Genomic DNA, 21,095 nt, shown 5'->3' on the forward strand with positions numbered 1-21,095 from the left:
TGATACTTGATCACATATCAGTATCGCTCACAACAGATAGGCTTTAATTATCATTAGTTGTGTGGGCTTCTACTAATTTGATATTAATGAGATGCTATCAATCTTTGGGTGACTTATCCGTTGGTTCCTGCTGCCGTTTTTGCCAGCTAATAACAGTTTTGTAACGCCAAATTGCTTTAAATGCCAATCCGCAAATAAGACTTGTGATAATCGCTAAAACGATGACCCCGATACAAAAAGCCGCAAGTGAGACGGTGCCACGATAGGTCACAAAAGGATTGTCACCATTCGATAGTATCCATAAGCTAAAATCAGCAATCATCCGCCCGATCAGTCGTAGACTAATCATCGGCACATCAAGAATCTTGGCCCCCACATAGTAACTTGCATAAAAAACGGGTAGGGTCGTGAGCGGATTGGTAATCCAAGTCAAGCCTAGCGCCATAGGTACATTGGCACGGAAAATCAATGAGCCAATCAGTGCCAATAGCATCTGTCCTGGCAATGGAAAAAAGGCACTGAGTACACCAATATAGACGGCCTTATTCAAACTATGGCGATTAAATTGCCACAATCTTGGGTCTGCCAAATGGGGTGCGAATAATTTTAGAGTGCGACTTTCTAGGATTTTCTCCGGTGTAGGCAGCAAGTCTTTTAGACGTTTTTGGGGCACGGGATCGCCTTTAATCATTAAAGACAGTCCGATCAATCTTATCGATGGACTGATATAAAGTAATGTCATTAGTAAAAAGTGAGGACAAGAACATATTGGATGATAGTGCCAGATAGGTATTATCGCAATATGTATAATCAGTATAGGGCAATATAAATAGAAATGCTATTACATGAGGTAGCAGTTGTGGCTGTTTGAGTCTATATCGTATTGACGCATTTTTTTTGATAACACATCTCTATATGTGATTGCATCGTTTACCCTTATTATCAAGCAAGGAGCACGGGTGTATTGGTTAATTGTTGGTCTGATTCTTGTGGCGATGATAGGTGTGTTGGCAGTCGCAGACAGTATACCAATGTCGCTCGATTCATTTTTGTCAGGTCTTACTAGTCCTTCTAGCTTATTTTTATTATTAACGATGTTATCCATCATTTTGGTGGCTATTCTTCAATTTACGACACCGTCAGCAAGTAATCTAGAATCTTCTCAGACGCCTTCCAATATTCTACCTCATCGCTTTTTCCGTATTATTACTTACATTTTAGTCGCTGTTTTGGCAACAGGGCTGATAGTTGGCAGTGTCTTGCAAGCGATAAATAGCTATCAGCAGGCAAGAACCACAGAAGTTATTGAACCTATGCGTGTGCAAGCATTGGTAACGATTGAGGGGATAAGTGATAGTGTTTATGATGACTCTATGGAGAGCGGCTATCGACAAGTTGCCATCGTTAGTCAAATCTCACCATTGGTTTCTGATTTAAGCACTCAAGATTTAAATAAAATAACAGACAAGTATGCAGTTAATAATAGCCTAAGCGGTGATAATTCACTTAAAAGTTTTGCTCACAAATTTGGTAGTGAAGGCGCTACCTATCGCATATTGCTCAATGCGTATCCGAAAAACTCATCCAAGTCCTCACTTGGCAAACCCTCTAATGACAGTCAATTAAGAAGGTTGAACCATTTAAAGCCAGGGGATCAGCTATTTATGAGTTTGGCATTAGCACCACTTTCGACTTCTGAGCAAACCATCAATAATCCCTCTGGCTTCGATAGTTATCGCTGGCTAAAAGCCCGACATATTGATGGAGTGGCGAATGTATTGGCGACTAGCACCGTGACTGTGCCTGACGCTAACTCAACATCAGTATTTTCTGATCATTCCTATATCCACAACTTTCGCACTCGAATTGACCAAGGACGGTGGCAATTACGCCAGCATTTTTATGAGGATTGGTTAGAACTGACGGCGATTGATCAGCAAGCGAGAGCGGTTACTTTGAGTTTGTTGACTGGTGATCGTAGTTTAATCAGTCGAGATACCAAAGATCTGTATCAACTGGCTGGTATCTCGCATTTGCTGGCCATATCAGGCACACATATTTTGTTTTTGGCAATTATGTTGTCAGCAGGAGTGGTCTTTATCTTTGATCGACTATACCCAACGGTGTATCGCTCTGTCCCGCGCTGGCAATTGCGCTGGGGAGTGATGGTGGGTGCAGCTTTTGTGTATGCGTTATTTACAGGTTTTGATGTGCCAGCTGCGCGTACTGCTTGGATGCTATTGGCATTGGGGTTGATACGTTTGACATTGCTACCTATCAGTACGATACGTGTCTTATTTGCGTTGGCCGTGCTGATGGCATGGCATGACCCTTATGTATTATGGCAAGCAGGCTATTGGTTATCTTTTATTGCTGTGGCACTACTACTCAAATACGATGATACCTCAAACAGAGATGCACAATCTGATACAGTCCATAACGTCGGTTTAGTGAATGCTTTTACTAAGCGTATTTGGGAAACAAGTAAACGTCTATTTAAACTACAGTTTTGGTTATTTATTACTTTATTACCCATCACTTTGCTCTTATTTGGTAAAGCGTCGCTGTGGGGGCTTATCATAAATTTATTTGCAATCGGACTGTTTGGATGGGTGATTGTACCGCTCAATTTATTGGCAGGGCTTTGTTATCTGTTATCACCTGCTATAGCAGACAGTATTTGGACGATCGTCAGTACCATCGTGGCTCATTTGCATGAGCTTATTATCTGGCTAACGTCACTACCATCGTTGTCAAAAGCGTGGTTATACACACCTATAAATACAGCGATAATGCTCATGGTGATATTAAGTATGGTGCCTTGGCTATTACCACGAGGGTTTGTCAGTCGCTGGCTGGCGCTTCCGCCCTTGACATTATTAATGATGACAGTATATGCCAATCAGCAGTCACCAAAAACGATACCGACATTGTATATTTTGCCAACGGGTGACCGTTATGTGAGCGCTGTCTTGTTGCAGTATCCTAATAAAAATAATGAGCGTATAAGTAAGAATAAAAATATAAATTGGCTATTTTTAGCAGATCATAGGTCTGCTACCATACGAACGATGCCAAGCAAGTTAACAGCTGATAAGCTGTTTACGGCATTGGAGCAGCAGTTAGGTAGTCTATCTGTCGATGCGCTAGAAGGGGTCATAGTGCAGAGTGGCTATGCTGGATTAACGACCACACTCAATAATAATGACACGTTTGCTACGTCTGGTATCAGGCAATCTGAGATATTGCCCATGACAGTCGCACAGTTGGCTGCGCGTATTCCTATCGGCCAATATTGGCAAGCCGGTCGCTCTGAGCGCTGGGGCAGTTTGCAGCAAGCGTATCAGACCATTAATCATTCTGAAGGTAGGTTAGGTGTGAGTACTCAACCCTGCGAACAAGGTAAGACATGGCAACTACCTAATGGAGCGTTAACTATTCAAGCACTAACAGGTTGGAGTAAGGTAGGCGATACCAGTGTTTGGGATTGTACGATAGCGCTTGATACCAGTTTGCCCATACAAATATTAAAATATGATGCCTCTCATCCCCTCAAATCCTTGCTTTCTACTATTCAAACGCGCATATCGAACGATCACTCAACTGTTCAGCAAGTGAATGACCCATCATCGCGTCTTATTTTAAATGCTGATACTCACCAGCGGGTCTGGCAAATGTGGTCGTTACTGTGTTCCGCTGATGCTTCTAACAATCAAACCTCATCCCATACCACTTGGCTTGGACATAGCGAATCACAAATAACGACCGAGGTACTGAGACATCAAAAAATAGATGAAATTATGACTTATGATGATAAAGGGCTAGAGGCGGCATTATCGCTAGGTGAGATTGGCAACGTGTCACCTCAAAAATAGTACTTATAAGACAGGCGTTACAATATCGTGATATTTCACAGTTATACTATTGAACCATAAATGAAATACCACCATACTTAGCAGCTTGTTAATACAGATGACCGTGACAAGTTAAAAGTATAGAGTGTGAGAATTCACTCTCATTCTAGATTTTTTCTACGTTATCTTTTTTATCTTTTTTATCTTTTTTATTGTTTTAGATTGTTTCTGACTTAGGAAGTTATATGCCCAACTGGCCACCAGACCCTAACAAACGTCCTGATAATTCGGCAAACCAGCCCGTATCAATGCAGCAACAAAGCCCGCCGAGTGGTCAAGAGTGGCGAGTGCTGGAAAACACCTTATTGGCTAGCGTGGTTGAGCAACGCCGTGCTCGTCGCTGGAGTATCTTTTTTAAACTATTGACCTTTGGTTATCTATTGCTGATATTTTTGATGCTGGGTCGTAGTTGTAGCACACCGACTACAGGTATAGATGGGGTCGATACGAGTCAGCCGCATTTAGCGGTGGTTGAGCTTCAAGGTGTGATCAGTAATGATGACGTGGCCAACGCTTACGATGTCAATGAGGCATTGAGAGACGCTTTTGAAAACAGTAACTCTAAAGCGGTGGCGTTAGACATTAACTCACCAGGCGGTTCACCAGTACAGTCTGATGAAATTTGGCAGACGATGATGGATCTGCGTAAAGAGTACCCAGACAAAAAGCTTTATGCCGTTATCGGTGATATTGGTGCGTCAGGTGCTTATTATATTGCCTCTGCCGCAGATGAGATCTATGTCAATCCATCGAGCTTGGTTGGTTCTATCGGTGTCATTATGCCAAGCTACAATGTCAAAGGTTTAATGGATAAGGTTGGCGTAGAAGATCGTACTATCACAGCGGGTGAGTACAAAGACATCTTGAGCTTGTCGCGTCCATTGACTGACTACGAAGAAAAACATGTCGAAGGTGTGCTTGCCAATACGCACAAGCATTTCATCAATGCCGTTAAAGAAGGCCGCGGCGATCGCTTGAAAAACCCTGAGCAGAACAAACTGTTTTCAGGGTTGTTCTGGACAGGTGAGCAGTCTATAAAGCTAGGTTTGGCAGACAAAACAGGTAGTATCACAAGTCTTAGTAAACAATTGGATCTTGATACTATCATTAATTACAGTCCAACCGATCCGTTCCAAATGTTTATGGATCGTTTTGCCGTACAATTAGGTGCTGGTATCGGCTCTAGCGTCAGTCTTGATGGTTTTTTGCCGCAAGAAGAAGGTAATGCGAAGATGCGTTAAGCATTTAATATTTCAGATTTACTGTGTATGATTGTTAAGGCTGAGCGTAGAACTATGCTCAGCCTTAATTGTAGGTAAAAACAAACACAAAAATTGATAACCTTGTCAAATTCTGGGCAAAGAATGACAGAGGTCAGTCATGATAAAAATGTTTAACCTATTCATAATGATCTAATGAGTGCCTATTATGAGTGATGAAATTGATGTGAATGCCTTTGAGGTGTTACCTGTATCTAAAATAACGAACAAGCCAGTTATCCATTTTGCTCATGCCAATGGCATGCCAAGTGCTGTCTATGCACCATTTTTTGAAGCACTGACTGAGTTTTTTACGATTGAGTATATTGCGATGTTGGGTGCTACCCCTGATTATCCAGTCGATGACCATTGGCGTAGTCTGACGCAGCAGATTATCGATAGTGTGAAAAATACCTGTGAGAAGCATGGCGTTATGCAAGTCGTTGGGGTGGGTCACTCACTTGGTGCTATGTGTACTTTACAAGCATTATATAGGGCACCTGAGCGCTTTAGCCAAGCGGTACTTATGGATCCGCCTTGGATTTATGGCAAAGTCAGTTTGCTATGGCATTTGGCAAAGACGGCTGATAGATTGCCACTCATGAATAACCGTTTGATGGATAAACTGTCGCCAGCAGGCGTGTCCAAGCATCGCCGCGATGTGTGGGATAGTCGGCAAGACGCTTATGAAAAAATGCGCCACAAAGGATTTTTTAAAGATTTTGATGAGCGTAGTTTTCAAGGATACATCGATCATGGTTTGCATGAGCGCGCCGATGGCAAAGTGACCTTGGCCATCCCGAAAGCCAGTGAAGTAGCTGTATTTCGCACCAATCCCTCTTGGTATTGGCTTGCACCAAATCGTGCTCCCAAACCGCCAGTTACCTTAATCATTGGTGAGGACAGTCTTTTTTTAAAACGTCGCTTTCCACAGCAAGTCAAGTCACGATTGGGCATTCCTTATGAAACCCATGCGGGTGGTCACATGTTCCCGCTTGAGTATCCAAAATCAGTAGCATTGCAGGTACTAGCGTTGATTCAGAAACAGCTGGCAGAGTAAAGATTAATTACCGACTACTATTCACTTCATTATAGATTTGGACTGATAGACTGTCCTTTTGAGTAAAGACTTTATGCCAAAAAATGCTATTGATTCAGACAATCCTACACATCTATCTAAGCAGTCTCCTTTATTTTCTCGTTTAGGAGCTTGCCTGTTGACCATAGGCATGGTGCTTGCTTTCTTTATCAGTCAATTACTAGGGGTGTACGTTGCAGGCAAGTTGGTATTGCCTTCTACTAAAAATACAACCGTCGCTGATATATTCTTTTTTGGTGGTAATGATGGCACAGTGATCAGTTATTCAATCATCATTGGCTGTGTATTATTAATAGCGATTAGCGTCTTGATTATTCGCTTGCGGGGCGGTAACAGCCGCCAGTATTTGGCATTGAAGCCATTTGCTTTTTCGACAGGCATGAAGATGCTTGGGTGGTTGATACTCTTTATGATTGGTAGTCAAGTATTGACGTATTTTTTGGATGAAACACCATTGGTATTTGTCGACCCTTTATACCAATCAGTCAGCTCGGTCTGGTTATTGGTCTTTGCCATGGTGATTGTTGCGCCATTATATGAGGAATTGGTATTTCGCGGCATACTATGGTCTGCTATCTCAGAGCAATTCGTGACATCTCAATTGAGATATCATGGAGCAATTGTGGCAAGTTTAGTGACCAGCTTGATATTTGCGATGATTCACTTGCAGTATGGTATCTACGAAATCAGTACCATCGTGGTGCTAGCACTTCTCTTTTGCTATGCTCGTGTCAAATCAGGCTCATTGCTGTTGCCTATGTTAATGCACATGATCAACAACGGCGTGGCAATGGTACAGTATATTGCTCAAACAGCATGAACAATATAGGTATTGCAATCACTAGAAACGTAACTATTGAGCCATTCTTTTAATTAGGCGTCAGGATTCAACAGTAAAACCTCATCAGCTGCTCGTTTAACCTCATCAAGCGTTAGTTGCGGCTTACCACTTAGGGATTGTCGCCATTTACGAGCACCTGTTAACCCTTGAAACAGTCCCAGATAGTGCCGAGTCATCGTTGGTAGAGCCTCACCTTTGGCAATCTGTTGTTCTAAATAGGGGTAGAGCTGCTCTAAAATCTGTGAGCGTTTAGGAACAGCATGTCCCCACAAGCTATTGGCTTCTGCTAGTAAGTAAGGGTTATGATAAAAAGCGCGTCCAATCATAACGCCGTCTAGATGCTGTAAATGCATGTCAATATCGCTGATTGTTTCGACACCACCGTTGATTTCGATATCCAATTCAGCAAAATCTTGTTTAAGGCGATAGACGTCATCGTAACGCAGTGGCGGTATCTCGCGATTTTGTTTTGGGCTAAGACCTTGTAACCAAGCGGTTCTCGCATGCACGATAAAACGTGTACAGCCAGCATCAGCGACTTTTTGGACAAAATCTGCCATAAACTCATAACTATCAAAATCATCAATACCAATGCGATGCTTCACGGTCACAGGAATATCAACAGCGGCCTGCATGTGTTTGACTAAGTCTGCGACGGTATGAGGCTCCGCCATAAGACACGCCCCAATTTTGTTGTGCTGTACACGGTCAGAGGGGCAACCAACGTTGATGTTGACTTCATCATAACCATATTGCTGAGCAAACACTGCGCACTGAGTCATCTCAGTCGTATCTGCTCCGCCAAGTTGCAGCACCAAAGGATGCTCAAGCGCATCAAAACGTAGGTGCCGCGCCCGATTGCCATGTATCAATGCACCTGTACTGATCATCTCGGTATACAGGTACGTATGCGGATTAAAAAGTCGTGCAAAGTACCGATAGTCGGTCGTTGTCCAATCAATCATTGGGGCAATGGAGAGTCGCTTGTTGGTCATATCAACCATGGTTGTATAGCCTTTAATAATGAAATGTTTGAGTCTTACCGTTTACGTTTTTATCGCAAATAAATGCACTAGAGGTATGTAATAAACAACCCCTTATACTAAATCGATATATAAAATACTGTACGTTCACGAGCTAAGAGTATGTAACTCAGCTATTTATCAGATAACTTCATCGATTTTTTTGAATTCAGGTAAGTTATAAAAATAAATACCCATAATAATGCCAATAAAACCGACGAACGCAATATAAAGTGCTGGTGAGAAGCTCACATATAACGTTGCGTAGCCAAGTCCGAACGGAACCAGTACACCGACAATACCGTAAGCCATATTATAACAAAAAGCCATTCCAGTTAGTCGTACGTTGGTTGGAAACAAACGCACAAGAATTGCTGGAACCATACCGACAATACCAGCAGAAAAACCTAAGAGAGAATACATAATGAGAATGTAGTCACCACTTGCTTGCAAATGATAAAAGAATAAAAGCATCTGAATGATCAATAAAGTAGAACCAATGGCCAAGACTTTACCAAAGTTTTGTTGGTTCGATATCAGACCATAAAAGATACAACCAAGAACCATAAAGACAATTCCCAGACTGTGTGAGAAGCCAAACAAATCACTGTCTAAAGCAAAGCGTAATTCAATCAAATCAGGTAGTAAGAGTACGATAACGGTGGTAATGCTAGAAAGAATAATCGTAAGAATCATCCCAATAAATATGGAGTGTTTGCAATGTTTAAAAAGAAGACGGAATGGTTTAGCAATATAGTTATCAGGCTTTGATTTTTTCATTTCGACAAAGAATGGCGATTCATCTATCCAGCGCCATGCCAGCAGAGGTAAAAGACTTAAAATAGCGCCAGTTAGGAAAGGCAAACGCCAACCGTAATCGGCCAATTGGTCAGGTGTCATACTATTGGTTAGCCAAAGAAAAAAGGCATTGGAAAATAAAACCCCCACATAAAAACTGGCGGTGACATAGCTACAGGCTACTGATGAGTACTGGCGAGGTACATGTTCTGCCACAAAAACCCAAGCAAGAGGGACATAAAGCCCAAAAGCAATACCTTGTATCAGTCGTAATATAATGAATAAGGCTGGTGCCACTAATCCCCATTGGGCGTAAGTTGGCAGCATTGCCATTGCAGCCAGGCTGATTACCGTTACTAACATACTGATCAGTAGTACGGGCTTTCGACCCTTGATGTCACCATAACGCCCAAAAATAAGACCGCCAATAGGTCGCGCCAAATAACCAATGGCAAAGAGTCCAAGCCCTTGAATTTTTGTAATAGTAGGGTTGACACTGACAGGGAAAAAGTTTGCCGCTACAACATCAGCGATATACAAATAAATCAAAAAATCGAAAAACGCGACTGCGCTACTAAAACATACTAATAGGACAATGTTTTTGTCTTTAGCAGACATAAGGGCATATTGAGAACGAGAAGGCATAGTAAGTCGCGTATCCACATATAAAAGTGCTCATCAAGCCAGTTACTGTCAAAATAACTGACCATAATAAAAAACGGCAAATCAGTATAAAAAATAATGATTTGTCGAAAAGATGAAGTGTTGAGCAAAAAATAATTGAAAAGTAAGTAATCTGATTACACGTGTATGAGTCAAAAATGCCCAATTCCATGAGCTATTTCATTACTAAGAAGTAGGTTTTCCGATTACTTTTACTTTTTAGTATGACAGCTATAGCAGCCAATCAATAGGCAACCATGACATAATGGTCAGCCAAACATGGTCACTCACATCGACGCGTGGTTCTGAATCGTAAACCACTTTTTTGTCATCTTCCATCGTATGCCATTGCAGTTTGCCGTTATCGAGTAACTTAACCTCATAAGCCTGGTTCAACAAATCATCACTTAGCGCACCATGCAATTGTTTTGCCAGTTGGTCGTCATTGATGATTACGCCCATTTCGGTATTGATATTGGCAGAGCGCGGATCAACATTGTAAGAACCAATGAAAACTTGGTAGTCGTCAACCGCAAACGTTTTTGCATGTAAGCTGGTTGAGGACTGGCTACGCGCTTTCCACAATTTGTTTTCGCGTTTTTCTTCAGAAGCGGTTGATTTTAGCTCATAGATTCTAACGCCTGCCTTCAAAAGAACAGGGCGCCATTGTATATAGCCAGAATGAACCGCAGTCACATCAGTGGCATCAAATGAATTGGTCAAAATTTTAATATCAATCCCAGACTCAGCCAGTTTTACCAATGTATTGACCCCATCTTTGGTTGGAACAAAGTAGGAAGAAATAATGGTTAATTGTTTGGTAGGGCTACCAAGCAAAGTGCGCAATTGATGCACCAAATTGGTCTCAGATGAGACGGTTTTTGATAGTTTGCCTACATCATCACTCAAAAACTGCATGTCTGTCCAACGAAAGGGCACACGCTTATTAAGCAAGTCTTCATCGATGGTAGATTCTTCGATGGCCGTCTTATAGACAGTCACATCACTACGATTATCATCCTTGTCTTCTGGCCCAAGCTTGTCTAGTGCTTCTAAGAAACCAGATGGGACATCATTATCAGGCGTGACTAATGTTTCGATATCGAACGACAGCGGTGAAGACCAATAACTGGCAAAGCTGTTGTCAATATCGCCAACTACCTTACCAATCAGCAATACATCTAAGTCTGCAAACTGACTGTTTTGATCATTACTCAGATATTCATTGCCGATATTGCGTCCCCCAATGATAGTAATTTGCTTATCAAAGGTCATACTTTTGTTATGCATACGGCGATTGATACGTGGTAAACCCGTGACATAATTCAATGTCTGAAGTTTACGATGCACCAAAGGGTTGATTATACGTACTGCAATATTGGGATGGCTGGCAAAACGCAAAAGGTGCTGATCAAATTCAGCATTGTTATTAAAATCATCCAATAGCAAGCGTACAATTACCCCACGCTCGGCAGCTCTCCACAGATCTTTTAACAATAACTGACCCGATTGATCGTTATGCCAAATATAATACTGTGCATCGATATTACGTGTGGCCATTTCAGTTAAGATACTGCGAGATGCAAAAGCGTTCGCACCTGTTACGATGGGATGGTAGCCTGACAGCTCAGGATGGATATTGTTCTGCTCACTAATAGCCGCAACCAAATTGGTATTGTCAGCGGTATCTTGTGCACTAACTTGGTTGCCTTCCTGCTGATATAAAGCGTCAACACGTGCTGATAGTGCAACGCTTTCGGGCAAATGCGGTTGCTTTGGCAAAACTTGGCATCCACTAAGGCTTAAGCTAAGTCCAAGTGTGAGACTCAGAGCTAGGTTGTTAGGTTCTATACTAAACATGGACATAAATGAATTACCTTAGTGAACCTTTATATAGTGAAGCATTTTTTAAGGAAATGGGCTTGCATTTGCTATCTGTTTTTATAGATGATAGCACTGAATATGAGGCGTATGATAATATCACCCAAGGCAAAATTCAAATCGCTGCTAAGCTTACCAGCTGTCGTTATCTCTGCCTATTATAAATACGTTATTTTTATAAGATTCATCCACTCATTTACGAGCTTGCTATTTAGAATAAGTCAACATGATATGATAATGCTGGTACGTTGGGCAATAATCAAAAAATAAACAGTCTTTTTAATATTAATCAAATCAATACCAATCAAAGCAATGGAATATTTATGAGTCAGTCGCAAACCTATGATGAGAGCAATGTGAACCCATTAGATCCAAACTGGCGCAATGATGCCTTAGATTTAGGGCTTGATTATGGCATGCAAACCATTGCTGTACGAGCAGGGCAACATCGCACGGATGAAGGCGAACACTCAGAACCTATTTTTACCACCAGCTCTTATGTCTATCAATCCGCGGCTGATGCAGCAGCACACTTTGATGGTACCAAAACGGGCAACGTCTATTCACGTCATACCAATCCAAGCGTTCGTACCTTTGAGCGGCGTTTGGCTGCGCTCGAAAATGGTGAGCGAGCCGTAGCAACCGCATCGGGCATGGGTGCGATTTTAACCATGTGCTTAGCCTACCTAAAAGCGGGCGATCATTTGTTGGCCGCCAATCAGCTCTTTGGCTCATCTATCGGGCTGTTTAACAATTATATGGTCAAATACGGGGTTGAGGTCAGCTATGTCGATTGCTTCGATAATGACGCGTGGGCAAAGGCCGTCCAGCCAAACACCAAAGTGATTTATTGTGAAAGCCCAAGTAATCCGCTGGCGCAAATTTGTGATCTTGGTTATTTGAGCGAGCTATGCAAAGCCAATAACATATTATTGGTCGTGGATAACTGCTTTGCCACACCAGCATTGCAGTGTCCTCTAGATTTGGGTGCTGATGTGGTTATTCATTCTGCAACCAAATATTTGGATGGACAAGGTCGCGTGCTTGGCGGCGCTTTGGTTGGTAGCGACAAATTGATGCAAGAAGCGTTTACGGTGGTACGCTCAGGCGGTATTAGCATGAGTCCATTTAATGCTTGGGTCTTTACCAAAGGTCTTGAGACACTAAAATTGCGTATGCAGGCACATTGTCACAATGCCAATCAAGTAGCAGCGTTTTTGGTCGATCATCCCAATGTCAGTAAAGTGCATTTTTCTGGTCTTAGCGATCATCCAGCACATGAGCTGGCAACCCGTCAACACCATATGAAAGATGGCTATGGTGCTATCATGGGGTTTGAAGTTAAGGCGTCAGATGACCACGATGCGAAAGCCGCCGCTTGGCATGTGATTGATTCCACACAAATGGTTTCTATCACCAATAATTTGGGCGATGCCAAAACCACAATCACACATCCGGCGACGACCACGCACTTTCGCCTCACAGCGCAAGAACGTGCAGAAGCTGGCGTCAACGATGGCTTGATTCGTCTGTCAGTCGGTTTAGAAGATGTAGAAGATATTATCAAAGATTTGGCACGTGGTTTAGACAGTTTATAAAGATAACGGTATAATCACTGTCAGCGCATGCACGTTACGTTATAGTCAATATTAAACAAAATACATATCGAGCATTGTATTGTGTGACTGAGATGATTTTTCGCTTGCTGTGTCTTCGCTGATGGAGACGACAAACAAAGGCAACAAAAAATTTGCGCGAGTCCCACTGTGTTTTTTATATTGAACCGACGATATTACTCATTATTTATTACTATAAAAGAAAGAGGCAATTATGAACATCCAAGCATTGATGCAACAAGCCCAAACGATGCAAAAGAAAGTAGAAGCCAACGTTGAAAATGCCAAAAAAGAGCTGGCCAACAAAGAAGTACAAGCAGAAGCAGGCAGTGGTCTGGTCAAAGTCACTATGACTGGTCGTCATGTGGTTAAGCGTTTGACCATTGACCCAAGCTTGCTAGAAGATGAGCCAGATATGATCGAAGATTTGATTGCGGCCGCTATCAATGATGCAGTTCGTCAAGCGGATGAGCTATACGAAGAAACCATGGCAGGCGCGACCTCAGGTATGGGTTTGCCACCAGGTATGCAAGGCATGTTTTAAGCATTAAATACTTCATGCTAAAGACAAAATGGGGTTGTTATCGACACGATACGACCCCATTTTTATAGCTATGGTTTATAAATAAAGGAAGTAACTTTGCTGACAGCCAAATTTGATTTGCTGGTCAAACAGCTACGTGTATTACCAGGTGTGGGTCAAAAGAGTGCCCAACGTATGGCGCTGCATTTGCTCACCAAAAAACGCCCCCAAGGGATGGCACTGGCCCAGGCCTTGGACGAGGCGATGCGTGACATTGTAGAATGTCAGCGTTGTCATAGTTTTAGCGATGAAGCGGTGTGTCCACTCTGTCAAGACCCTAGACGTGATGATGGTTTGTTGTGCGTGGTCGAAACGGCAGCCGATGTCATGGCAATTGAGCAAACCGCAGGCTATCGTGGTCGCTATTTTGTGTTGGGCGGTCATTTATCACCCATCGATGGCATTAGTGCGGATGACTTAAATATTGATCAATTGGTTTGGCGCGTCAAGCAAGAACCAGTTGAAGAGCTGATATTGGCAACGGGCACCACTGTCGAAGGACAAACCACGGCGCATTTCATCAGCGAAGCTGTCGGACGCCACGTCAATAAGATCACTCGCTTAGCACAAGGCGTGCCGATGGGTGGTGAGCTTGAATACTTGGATAGCATGACGCTTGGTCAAGCCATGCAGAACCGCTCCTTTTTATAAAGCCTAAGTGAGCTATAAAATAAATCAGGCTTATTTTATAGCTCACTACCGTTATAATGACATCATTTTTTATCCCATTTTATTAAAATACTATTGAGTGTTTTATTTTCTTTTATTTATGCAGGTATCTGCCCGTGTCCAATCATGCTGTGAACGTTTCAAACCCTCAACAAAGTGCTACCGATGATCTCGCGACTGAGGATGCTTTAGCGAACCATTCAGTATCTTCATCCTCAGGCATAGACATCGATACATTGTTAGAGACCGCTAATAATGCAGTCGTCACTTGGGTGCATGAGCAGCATCAGTTGGATGAGGTCATCGAAGCATTGGCTACTTGTGGCCGTGTGGCGCTCGATACAGAGTTTATTAAGCGTGATACCTATTACCCACGCTTGGCATTGGTGCAGTTAAATACGGGCGATCATATCTATTTGCTGGATGCACCGCAGCTACAATTGGCTGAGCTTTGGCAAGCACTAAGTGACGTCGACGTCGCTATTTGGCATGCGTGCGGTGAAGACTTGGGTATTTTTTACCTTTTGTCTGGTTGTCCACCATTGACCAATATTTTTGATACGCAGATTGCGCTGTCTTATTTGACGGGTCAATTGCAAATGGGCTATCAGCAAGCGTTGGCGGATCAGTTAGAGATACATATCGATAAAGAACAAAGTCAATCAGATTGGTTGCAGCGCCCATTGTCTGACGAGCAAGAACAGTATGCTATTGATGATGTGCGGTTTTTGCCAGCACTGTATTTGCAGATTGAGGACAAGTTAAAAGCGCAAGGTCTTTATGATTATGTGTGGGCTGACTGTCAACTTTATGCCAGTGACTTATATGAGGCACAGCGTGTTGAAGACGAGGCCATGTATCTGACGATGGCAGATTATCGTTATACCTCAGAGCAGATGGCCATCCTAAAAGCGATTGCTACTTGGCGAGAGGGACTGGCACGCTCGACCAATCAGCCACGTACTTTTGTTATAAAAAAACAAGCGGTGCGTGAGATTGTCACGGAAAAGCCAAACAGTATGCGAGAGCTTGCGCATAAAACCACGATGCACCGCAGTATGCTGCGACTATATGGCGAAGAGTTGCTCAAGATAGTAAGAGAGGCGAGAAGTCTACCACCTGCTGAGCATCCAGCTTGTTTATTGCCACCTTATCGCTCAAAAAACAAAGCCCTTTCAAAAGCCGTGCAACACGCCATTGATGAACATGCCAAATCCCTTAAAATTCCTGCGAATGTATTGATGCGTAAAAAGTGGCTCAGTCAGTTGTATGAAGTGATTGCTTTTGACCAAGACATAAGCGAGTTGCCGCAAGGGTTAAAGGGCTGGCGTCATGATTGGGTAGTGAATACGTTGATTCCGGTTATTGAAAAGCATAAGACCGAATTGCAGCAAGGCATGGGTATTCGAGTTTAAAGAGTTGTATGATATCTATTCATTAAGCAATTCATGGTTGAATTGGCCATGCTCTAAAAAACAGCAGGTCTGTTCAGCCACTTGCTGGTTAACCAGCATACCAGTATGTGACACTGGTAAGACGATATGATCGCTTGCGCCTTCAACTTTGGTTTCAGAGACATAGACGGTGCCGTCATGAGCGCAAGCATCAGATAGCAAGGATGTGCCTTGTTTACGTAGTTTACGATTGTGATAGTGTAAAAACACTTGCCCTAAACCGTAAGGGTGGTTGCCAGCAATCACACCAAGCGTGATATGATCAGGTAAAGGCGCTACAGTACCATCTAACGCGTCAATGTATGAGCGTCCTACCATGAAAGGTGTTAATCGCCAAATATAATCGGCACAAACGCTACCCACATGCGGTGTCCCTAGCGTGACGCAATGTCCAATTTGCCACTTAGAGTAGTGTGCGACAAAATCCCTAATAATCAAACCGCCCAAACTATGCCCAACCAAATCTATCGCCTCGTCAGGATGATGATTTTGCTCTAACCATTCATTAAGTCGTGCACTGTTTACCTTGATACCATCACGCAGACTTCGGTAGCCGTATTGATAAGTATCAAACCCTTCAGACTGCAAACGTCTAGCAAGTTTTTTCATAATCCAAGCCGTTTGATGTAGACCATGTATTAGAATAACGCGGTTTTTTTGTGGCATGGTGTTTTCCAGATTAACTGAAGGCGTATCGCTATTATATTGGACTCTGATACTATATTTAAATACTAAAGATATGGTTTCTTTAATAAATAGAAAAGACCTGCAAAACAAAACCGCCAAATCAGTAACTGACTTGGCGGTTTTTTAGACAAAAAATGTGCAAATAATGAAAACGATGATTACATATAGTTTTCGATACTTGGGCAAGAACACATAAGGTTTTTATCGCCATACGCATCATCAACGCGTGCCACACTCGGCCAGAACTTGTTGGCACGGATGTAAGGCAGTGGGAAGGCAGCAGTCTCACGGCTGTACGGGTGCGTCCACTCTTCGCTAGTAATCATAGCGGCAGTATGCGGTGCATTGACCAATGGATTGTCTTCGAGCGTCCAATTGTCTTCGCCAGCTTTAGCTTTCATGGCTTCGGCTTTGATAGATTTTAACGCGCTGATAAAGCGATCCAACTCTTCTTTAGACTCAGACTCGGTTGGCTCAATCATCAATGTGCCTGCGACTGGGAAACTCATCGTTGGTGAGTGGAAACCATAATCCATCAAGCGCTTGGCGATATCGCTTTCGGTAATGCCAGTTTCTTCTTTTAACGGACGAATATCGATGATACATTCGTGAGCCACGCGGCCGTTTTTACCGGTATATAGGACAGGGTAGTGACCTTTTAACTCAGCCGCCACGTAGTTGGCATTTAGCAAGGCAAGCTCAGTGGCTTTAAGTAAGCCATCACGTCCCATCATGGCAATATACATCCATGAGATAGGCAAAATGCTTGCTGAGCCATAAGGAGCAGCCGATACCGCTGAGCAGTCTTTTTGCGCGTTATGAACAGGGCTTAGCGTATGGTTGGCCATAAATGGCGCTAAGTGTGCTTTCATGCCGATAGGACCCATACCTGGACCACCGCCACCATGCGGGATACAGAAGGTTTTGTGCAAGTTCATGTGTAGGACGTCTGCACCGACATCCGCAGGTTGCATCATACCGACTTGAGCATTCATGTTGGCACCATCCATATAGACTTGGCCACCATGTTTATGAATAAGGTCGCAAATATGACGGATGCCTTCTTCAAATACGCCGTGCGTCGATGGATAAGTGATCATTAATGCACCCAAACGCTCGCTGTGCTCTTCACATTTGGCGGTTAAGTCTTCGATGTCAACGTTGCCATTATCATCGGTTTTGACCACGACCACTTGCATGCCCATCATCATCGCAGTAGCAGGGTTAGTGCCGTGCGCTGACATAGGAATCAAGCAAACATCACGGTTGGTTTCGCCCAATGACTCATGATAACGGCGAATCGCGAGTAGACCGGCATACTCACCAGAGGCACCAGAGTTAGGTTGCATTGATACATCGTCAAACCCAGTAATGGCTTTTAGCTGGTCTTGTAAGCTATCAATCATTGCGATATAACCAGTGACTTGATCGCGCGGTGCAAAAGGATGCACATTGGCAAATTCAGGCCACGTGATCGGTAGCATCTCACTGGTCGCATTGAGCTTCATGGTACAGCTACCCAAAGAAATCATACTGCGATTCATCGCCAAATCTTTGTCTTCAAGCGATTTTAAGTAGCGCAGCATTTCATGCTCAGTATGATGCGAGTTAAAGACTGGATGAGTCAAGATATCGTCAGTGCGTAGGTGTTCGCTATCAAGAGACACGTTAGCTGTTTCAGGTAAATCATGGGCTTTACTGACAAATAACTGAGTTAGCACTGTAAAGTCTTGCTGATCACTGGTTTCACTGAAAGCGAGAGCCAATTTTTGCTCGCCCAAACGCCATAAGTTGTAACCAAGATTGTCCGCATTTTCAAAAATTTGTGTGGCTAGCTTTTCTGAACCGCAATCCACAACAACCGTGTCAAAGAACTGATCATGTACCACATTGAGGCCGCTATCATTCGCTTCTTTGATAACTGTCGCAAAAGCCGTGGCAAACGCATGAATACGAGTCGCAATACGCTTAACGCCTTCTGGGCCATGATACACAGCATACATACCCGCTAAATTGGCAAGTAATACTTGCGAGGTACAGATGTTTGAGTTGGCTTTTTCGCGGCGAATATGCTGTTCACGAGTTTGTAGTGCCATACGTAACGCCGTATTACCTTGCGCGTCTTTTGAGACACCAATGATACGACCAGGAGCAGAGCGCTTGGCTTTATCAGAGAAGGCAAAGTAAGCGGCATGTGGACCACCAAAGCCCATTGGAATACCAAAACGCTGTGTGCTACCAAGTGCCACATCTGCGCCCATGTCTGCTGGTGATTTTAATAATACCAAGCTCATGATGTCACTGACGACGCTGACATACGTTTTGTTTTCTTTGACTGCTGCGATAACGTCTGTTAGATCTTTCACGTCGCCTTCAGCGCCCACATATTGGAATAGCGCGCCAAAATAATCACCTGATTTGGCAGTCTCAAAGTCACCAACGACCACGTCCCAACCGAAGTACTTGGCGCGAGTATTGATAACATCTAGCGTTTGCGGATACACACGCTCATCAACGAAAAACTGTGTTGATTTGCTTTTGCTCACACGCTTTGACATTGCCATGGCTTCTGCCGCCGCAGTGGCTTCGTCCAATAAGGATGCACCAGCCATCTCAAGACCCGTCAAATCAATACATACTTGCTGGAAGTTGAGCAGCGCTTCTAAGCGACCTTGCGCGATTTCAGCTTGATAAGGGGTATAAGCGGTATACCAGCCTGGATTTTCAAGTACGTTGCGCTGAATGACCGCAGGCATACGTACAGGTGAGTAGCCTTGACCGATATAGCTCTTATTAACGGTAATGTCGTCCGCCATCGTCCGCAGTTTGGCAAGCGCTGCATGTTCACTCATTGCCACTGGCAAATCCAACGCTTTATGCAAACGCACTGGCTCAGGGACGGTATCGTTGATGAAGCTTTCCATATCCTTGTAGCCAACCGCGCTTAGCAAATCAGCTTGTTTGGTGTCATTTGAGCCTAAGTGGCGATAGACAAATTCAGCTTCGTTAAATAATCCTTGAAAGGTATCAAACGTAGGGTTTTGAGAGATAGTCATGACAGTCCTTGGTTAAGGGAGTAATAAATAAAGTAACTAAAAATCACGGTCTCATACACTATACATAGCGCACGAATTGGTCTTGATCAAAACGAAATTGGGTATTGTAGACACCATTGTCGGCACGCTCGCCGGCACCAATCATCATAATAATATGTTGATCGTCATTTAGACCCAATAGCTGCTTCATGGCTGGCTCATCAAAGCCGCCCATAGCACAGCTGTCAAATCCATATGCGCGCAGTGCTAACATAAGGTTTTGCGCCGCCAGTGCTGTATTGTTGGTTGCCCAGTTTTTGGTGTCTTCAAATGTATAATAAGGCGATTTGATGGGGCCTTTTACGCGTCTGACAACCTGAGTTGCGCCCCATTTTGCGGCAGATACGACATTGGCTGGACCTCGTAAAAAATCCATCGCTACCACTTTGGTATAGTAGTCTTTTACCTTTTTTGGCACAGGTTTATCAGGATATTCACGCAATATTTGCTTGGCATGATCGTGCCAAATATCGGTACGAGCCACGACAGCGATGAGGCGAGCTGAGGTTTTTGCGGCATTTTGATTCATGCAGTTTTTTACTGCCTGCTTACGGCTATCAGCACTATCAATAACATAGAATTCCCATGGCTGTAGGTTGCTAGAGTTTGGCGCTAGCATAGCCAGACGTAGACAGTCTGCTAATACGTCATCCGGTATTGGCGTGTCCGTAAAACGACGTACTGAACGGCGCGACTCAACCACTTCACGAAACGCTTGTAATTGCGGGGTGTGGCTAGGGGTAGCAATACTGTCTTTATGGTCAGTGTTGGGGTTCATATTAGGATCCATGCTGGGGATTGGGTACTCAACTTGAGTCATCATCGATTGCAGCTATTTAATCATTTTGCAAATCTGCAATCATATAGTGTGGCAAGTGATTAATACGAATAAACGGGGTATTTATTGAAAGTAATACGTTGAGCAATCATTTTTTAAATAAAACAGTACAGATACCAGCTGATGCTAGTACCCATAATTTTAAGAGATAGTGATAAAATCTATTTTTTGCTCGATAAAAGCGATACTTGATCAGTACCGCTTTTAGATGAGCGAACCAAGCGAATATTACAGCTCGTTTTCGTACTCATCTGCTGTCATTAGTGCTTCATAATCAGCGATGTTGTCAGGCTTGATTCTGAAGAACCAACCAGCACCATATGGATCAGAGTTGATGATTTCTGGATCATCTTCCAAGGCTTCGTTGATCTCAACCACTTCACCTGAAATGGGTGCATAAACGTCAGAAGCTGCTTTTACAGATTCGACCACTGAGATTTCATCATCAACAGCGATGATGTCACCCACGTCTGGTAATTCAACAAATACCACGTCACCTAACAAGTCTTGAGCATGGTCAGTGATACCAACGGTGATGGTGCCGTCGTCTTCTAAGCGTAGCCATTCGTGGCTGGCGATATACTTTAATTCTGCTGGGATATTGCTCATGGTCTCTCTCCTAAATGATAGAGGTTAATTAACAAAAATAGTGAACACTAGCTAATGCAGGCTAATA

Annotated in this window: 16 protein-coding genes; 8 read left to right on the forward strand and 8 right to left on the reverse strand. The window is 43.3% G+C overall.

Annotated elements, in window-relative coordinates:
* Positions 1 to 97: 97 nt before the first annotated feature.
* A complete protein-coding gene (locus CIK80_RS12575; RefSeq protein ID WP_228139850.1) occupies positions 98 to 673 on the reverse strand; it encodes a DUF2062 domain-containing protein in 576 nt (191 codons plus the stop codon).
* 286 nt (positions 674 to 959) lie between these two features.
* Here CIK80_RS12575 and CIK80_RS12580 point away from each other — a divergent pair, with 286 nt between their 5' ends.
* From CIK80_RS12580 to CIK80_RS12595, 4 genes are all read left to right on the forward strand, one after another.
* Positions 960 to 3,875 carry a ComEC/Rec2 family competence protein gene (locus CIK80_RS12580; RefSeq protein ID WP_257011770.1) on the forward strand — a complete coding sequence of 972 codons (2,916 nt, stop codon included), beginning with the start codon at positions 960 to 962 and terminating at the stop codon, positions 3,873 to 3,875.
* A 287-nt stretch (positions 3,876 to 4,162) separates the two neighbouring features.
* The gene (gene sppA / locus CIK80_RS12585; protein ID WP_218830337.1) at positions 4,163 to 5,155 is read left to right on the forward strand and encodes a signal peptide peptidase SppA; all 993 of its coding nucleotides are present in this window, start codon (positions 4,163 to 4,165) and stop codon (positions 5,153 to 5,155) included.
* A gap of 187 nt (positions 5,156 to 5,342) precedes the next feature.
* A complete protein-coding gene (locus CIK80_RS12590; RefSeq protein ID WP_095570252.1) occupies positions 5,343 to 6,233 on the forward strand; it encodes an alpha/beta hydrolase in 891 nt (296 codons plus the stop codon).
* 73 nt (positions 6,234 to 6,306) lie between these two features.
* Entirely contained in the window at positions 6,307 to 7,092 is a 786-nt protein-coding gene (locus tag CIK80_RS12595; protein ID WP_257011771.1) for a CPBP family intramembrane glutamic endopeptidase, read from the forward strand.
* Between the two features lie 53 nt (positions 7,093 to 7,145).
* Here CIK80_RS12595 and dusA read toward each other — a convergent pair whose 3' ends face one another.
* The 3 genes from dusA to CIK80_RS12610 form a co-directional block, all read right to left on the reverse strand.
* On the reverse strand, positions 7,146 to 8,117 hold the full coding sequence (gene dusA, locus CIK80_RS12600; protein WP_095570253.1) for a tRNA dihydrouridine(20/20a) synthase DusA: 972 nt from the start codon (positions 8,115 to 8,117) through the stop codon (positions 7,146 to 7,148).
* 159 nt (positions 8,118 to 8,276) lie between these two features.
* The gene (locus CIK80_RS12605) at positions 8,277 to 9,578 is read right to left on the reverse strand and encodes an MFS transporter (RefSeq protein WP_095570254.1); all 1,302 of its coding nucleotides are present in this window, start codon (positions 9,576 to 9,578) and stop codon (positions 8,277 to 8,279) included.
* Positions 9,579 to 9,827: 249 nt separating this feature from the next.
* Positions 9,828 to 11,462, reverse strand: a complete 1,635-nt coding sequence (locus tag CIK80_RS12610) for a phospholipase D family protein (protein ID WP_095570255.1) — start codon at positions 11,460 to 11,462, stop codon at positions 9,828 to 9,830.
* 338 nt (positions 11,463 to 11,800) lie between these two features.
* On the opposite strand from CIK80_RS12610, the gene CIK80_RS12615 reads away from it, so the two are divergent.
* The 4 genes from CIK80_RS12615 to CIK80_RS12630 all read left to right on the forward strand — a co-directional run bounded on the left by CIK80_RS12615 (position 11,801) and on the right by CIK80_RS12630 (position 15,760).
* Complete coding sequence (locus tag CIK80_RS12615; RefSeq protein ID WP_095570256.1) at positions 11,801 to 13,075, forward strand: O-succinylhomoserine sulfhydrylase; 1,275 nt, start codon at positions 11,801 to 11,803, stop codon at positions 13,073 to 13,075.
* A gap of 232 nt (positions 13,076 to 13,307) precedes the next feature.
* A complete protein-coding gene (locus CIK80_RS12620; RefSeq protein ID WP_025651278.1) occupies positions 13,308 to 13,637 on the forward strand; it encodes a YbaB/EbfC family nucleoid-associated protein in 330 nt (109 codons plus the stop codon).
* Between the two features lie 96 nt (positions 13,638 to 13,733).
* Positions 13,734 to 14,327 (forward strand): recombination mediator RecR, encoded by a 594-nt coding sequence (gene recR, locus CIK80_RS12625; protein WP_062844940.1) that lies wholly within the window; start codon positions 13,734 to 13,736, stop codon positions 14,325 to 14,327.
* A gap of 134 nt (positions 14,328 to 14,461) precedes the next feature.
* A complete protein-coding gene (locus CIK80_RS12630; RefSeq protein WP_095570257.1) occupies positions 14,462 to 15,760 on the forward strand; it encodes an HRDC domain-containing protein in 1,299 nt (432 codons plus the stop codon).
* Positions 15,761 to 15,775: 15 nt separating this feature from the next.
* On the opposite strand, the gene CIK80_RS12635 is transcribed toward CIK80_RS12630, so the two are convergent.
* The 4 genes from CIK80_RS12635 to gcvH form a co-directional block, all read right to left on the reverse strand.
* Positions 15,776 to 16,465, reverse strand: a complete 690-nt coding sequence (locus tag CIK80_RS12635; RefSeq protein ID WP_095570258.1) for an alpha/beta fold hydrolase — start codon at positions 16,463 to 16,465, stop codon at positions 15,776 to 15,778.
* Between the two features lie 179 nt (positions 16,466 to 16,644).
* On the reverse strand, positions 16,645 to 19,542 hold the full coding sequence (gcvP, locus tag CIK80_RS12640) for an aminomethyl-transferring glycine dehydrogenase (protein ID WP_095570259.1): 2,898 nt from the start codon (positions 19,540 to 19,542) through the stop codon (positions 16,645 to 16,647).
* Between the two features lie 58 nt (positions 19,543 to 19,600).
* A complete protein-coding gene (locus CIK80_RS12645) occupies positions 19,601 to 20,359 on the reverse strand; it encodes a nitroreductase family protein (protein ID WP_179288385.1) in 759 nt (252 codons plus the stop codon).
* Positions 20,360 to 20,647: 288 nt separating this feature from the next.
* Positions 20,648 to 21,028, reverse strand: coding sequence for a glycine cleavage system protein GcvH (gene gcvH / locus CIK80_RS12650; RefSeq protein WP_062844936.1), 381 nt, complete (start codon positions 21,026 to 21,028; stop codon positions 20,648 to 20,650).
* Positions 21,029 to 21,095 lie beyond the last annotated feature (67 nt).

The sequence above is a fragment of the Psychrobacter sp. JB193 genome (assembly GCF_002285555.1).
GTDB classification, from domain to species: domain Bacteria; phylum Pseudomonadota; class Gammaproteobacteria; order Pseudomonadales; family Moraxellaceae; genus Psychrobacter; species Psychrobacter alimentarius.

Coding starts and splice junctions, on each gene's coding strand:
- gcvH (WP_062844936.1), bottom strand. CDS start 21,028: ATGAGCAATATCCCAGCAGAATTAAAGTATATCGCCAGCCACGAATGG.
- dusA (WP_095570253.1), bottom strand. CDS start 8,117: ATGGTTGATATGACCAACAAGCGACTCTCCATTGCCCCAATGATTGAT.
- CIK80_RS12595 (WP_257011771.1), top strand. CDS start 6,307: ATGCCAAAAAATGCTATTGATTCAGACAATCCTACACATCTATCTAAG.
- CIK80_RS12645 (WP_179288385.1), bottom strand. CDS start 20,359: ATGAACCCCAACACTGACCATAAAGACAGTATTGCTACCCCTAGCCAC.
- CIK80_RS12610 (WP_095570255.1), bottom strand. CDS start 11,462: ATGTCCATGTTTAGTATAGAACCTAACAACCTAGCTCTGAGTCTCACA.
- gcvP (WP_095570259.1), bottom strand. CDS start 19,542: ATGACTATCTCTCAAAACCCTACGTTTGATACCTTTCAAGGATTATTT.
- CIK80_RS12635 (WP_095570258.1), bottom strand. CDS start 16,465: ATGCCACAAAAAAACCGCGTTATTCTAATACATGGTCTACATCAAACG.
- CIK80_RS12590 (WP_095570252.1), top strand. CDS start 5,343: ATGAGTGATGAAATTGATGTGAATGCCTTTGAGGTGTTACCTGTATCT.
- CIK80_RS12615 (WP_095570256.1), top strand. CDS start 11,801: ATGAGTCAGTCGCAAACCTATGATGAGAGCAATGTGAACCCATTAGAT.
- sppA (WP_218830337.1), top strand. CDS start 4,163: ATGCAGCAACAAAGCCCGCCGAGTGGTCAAGAGTGGCGAGTGCTGGAA.
- CIK80_RS12620 (WP_025651278.1), top strand. CDS start 13,308: ATGAACATCCAAGCATTGATGCAACAAGCCCAAACGATGCAAAAGAAA.
- CIK80_RS12605 (WP_095570254.1), bottom strand. CDS start 9,578: ATGCCTTCTCGTTCTCAATATGCCCTTATGTCTGCTAAAGACAAAAAC.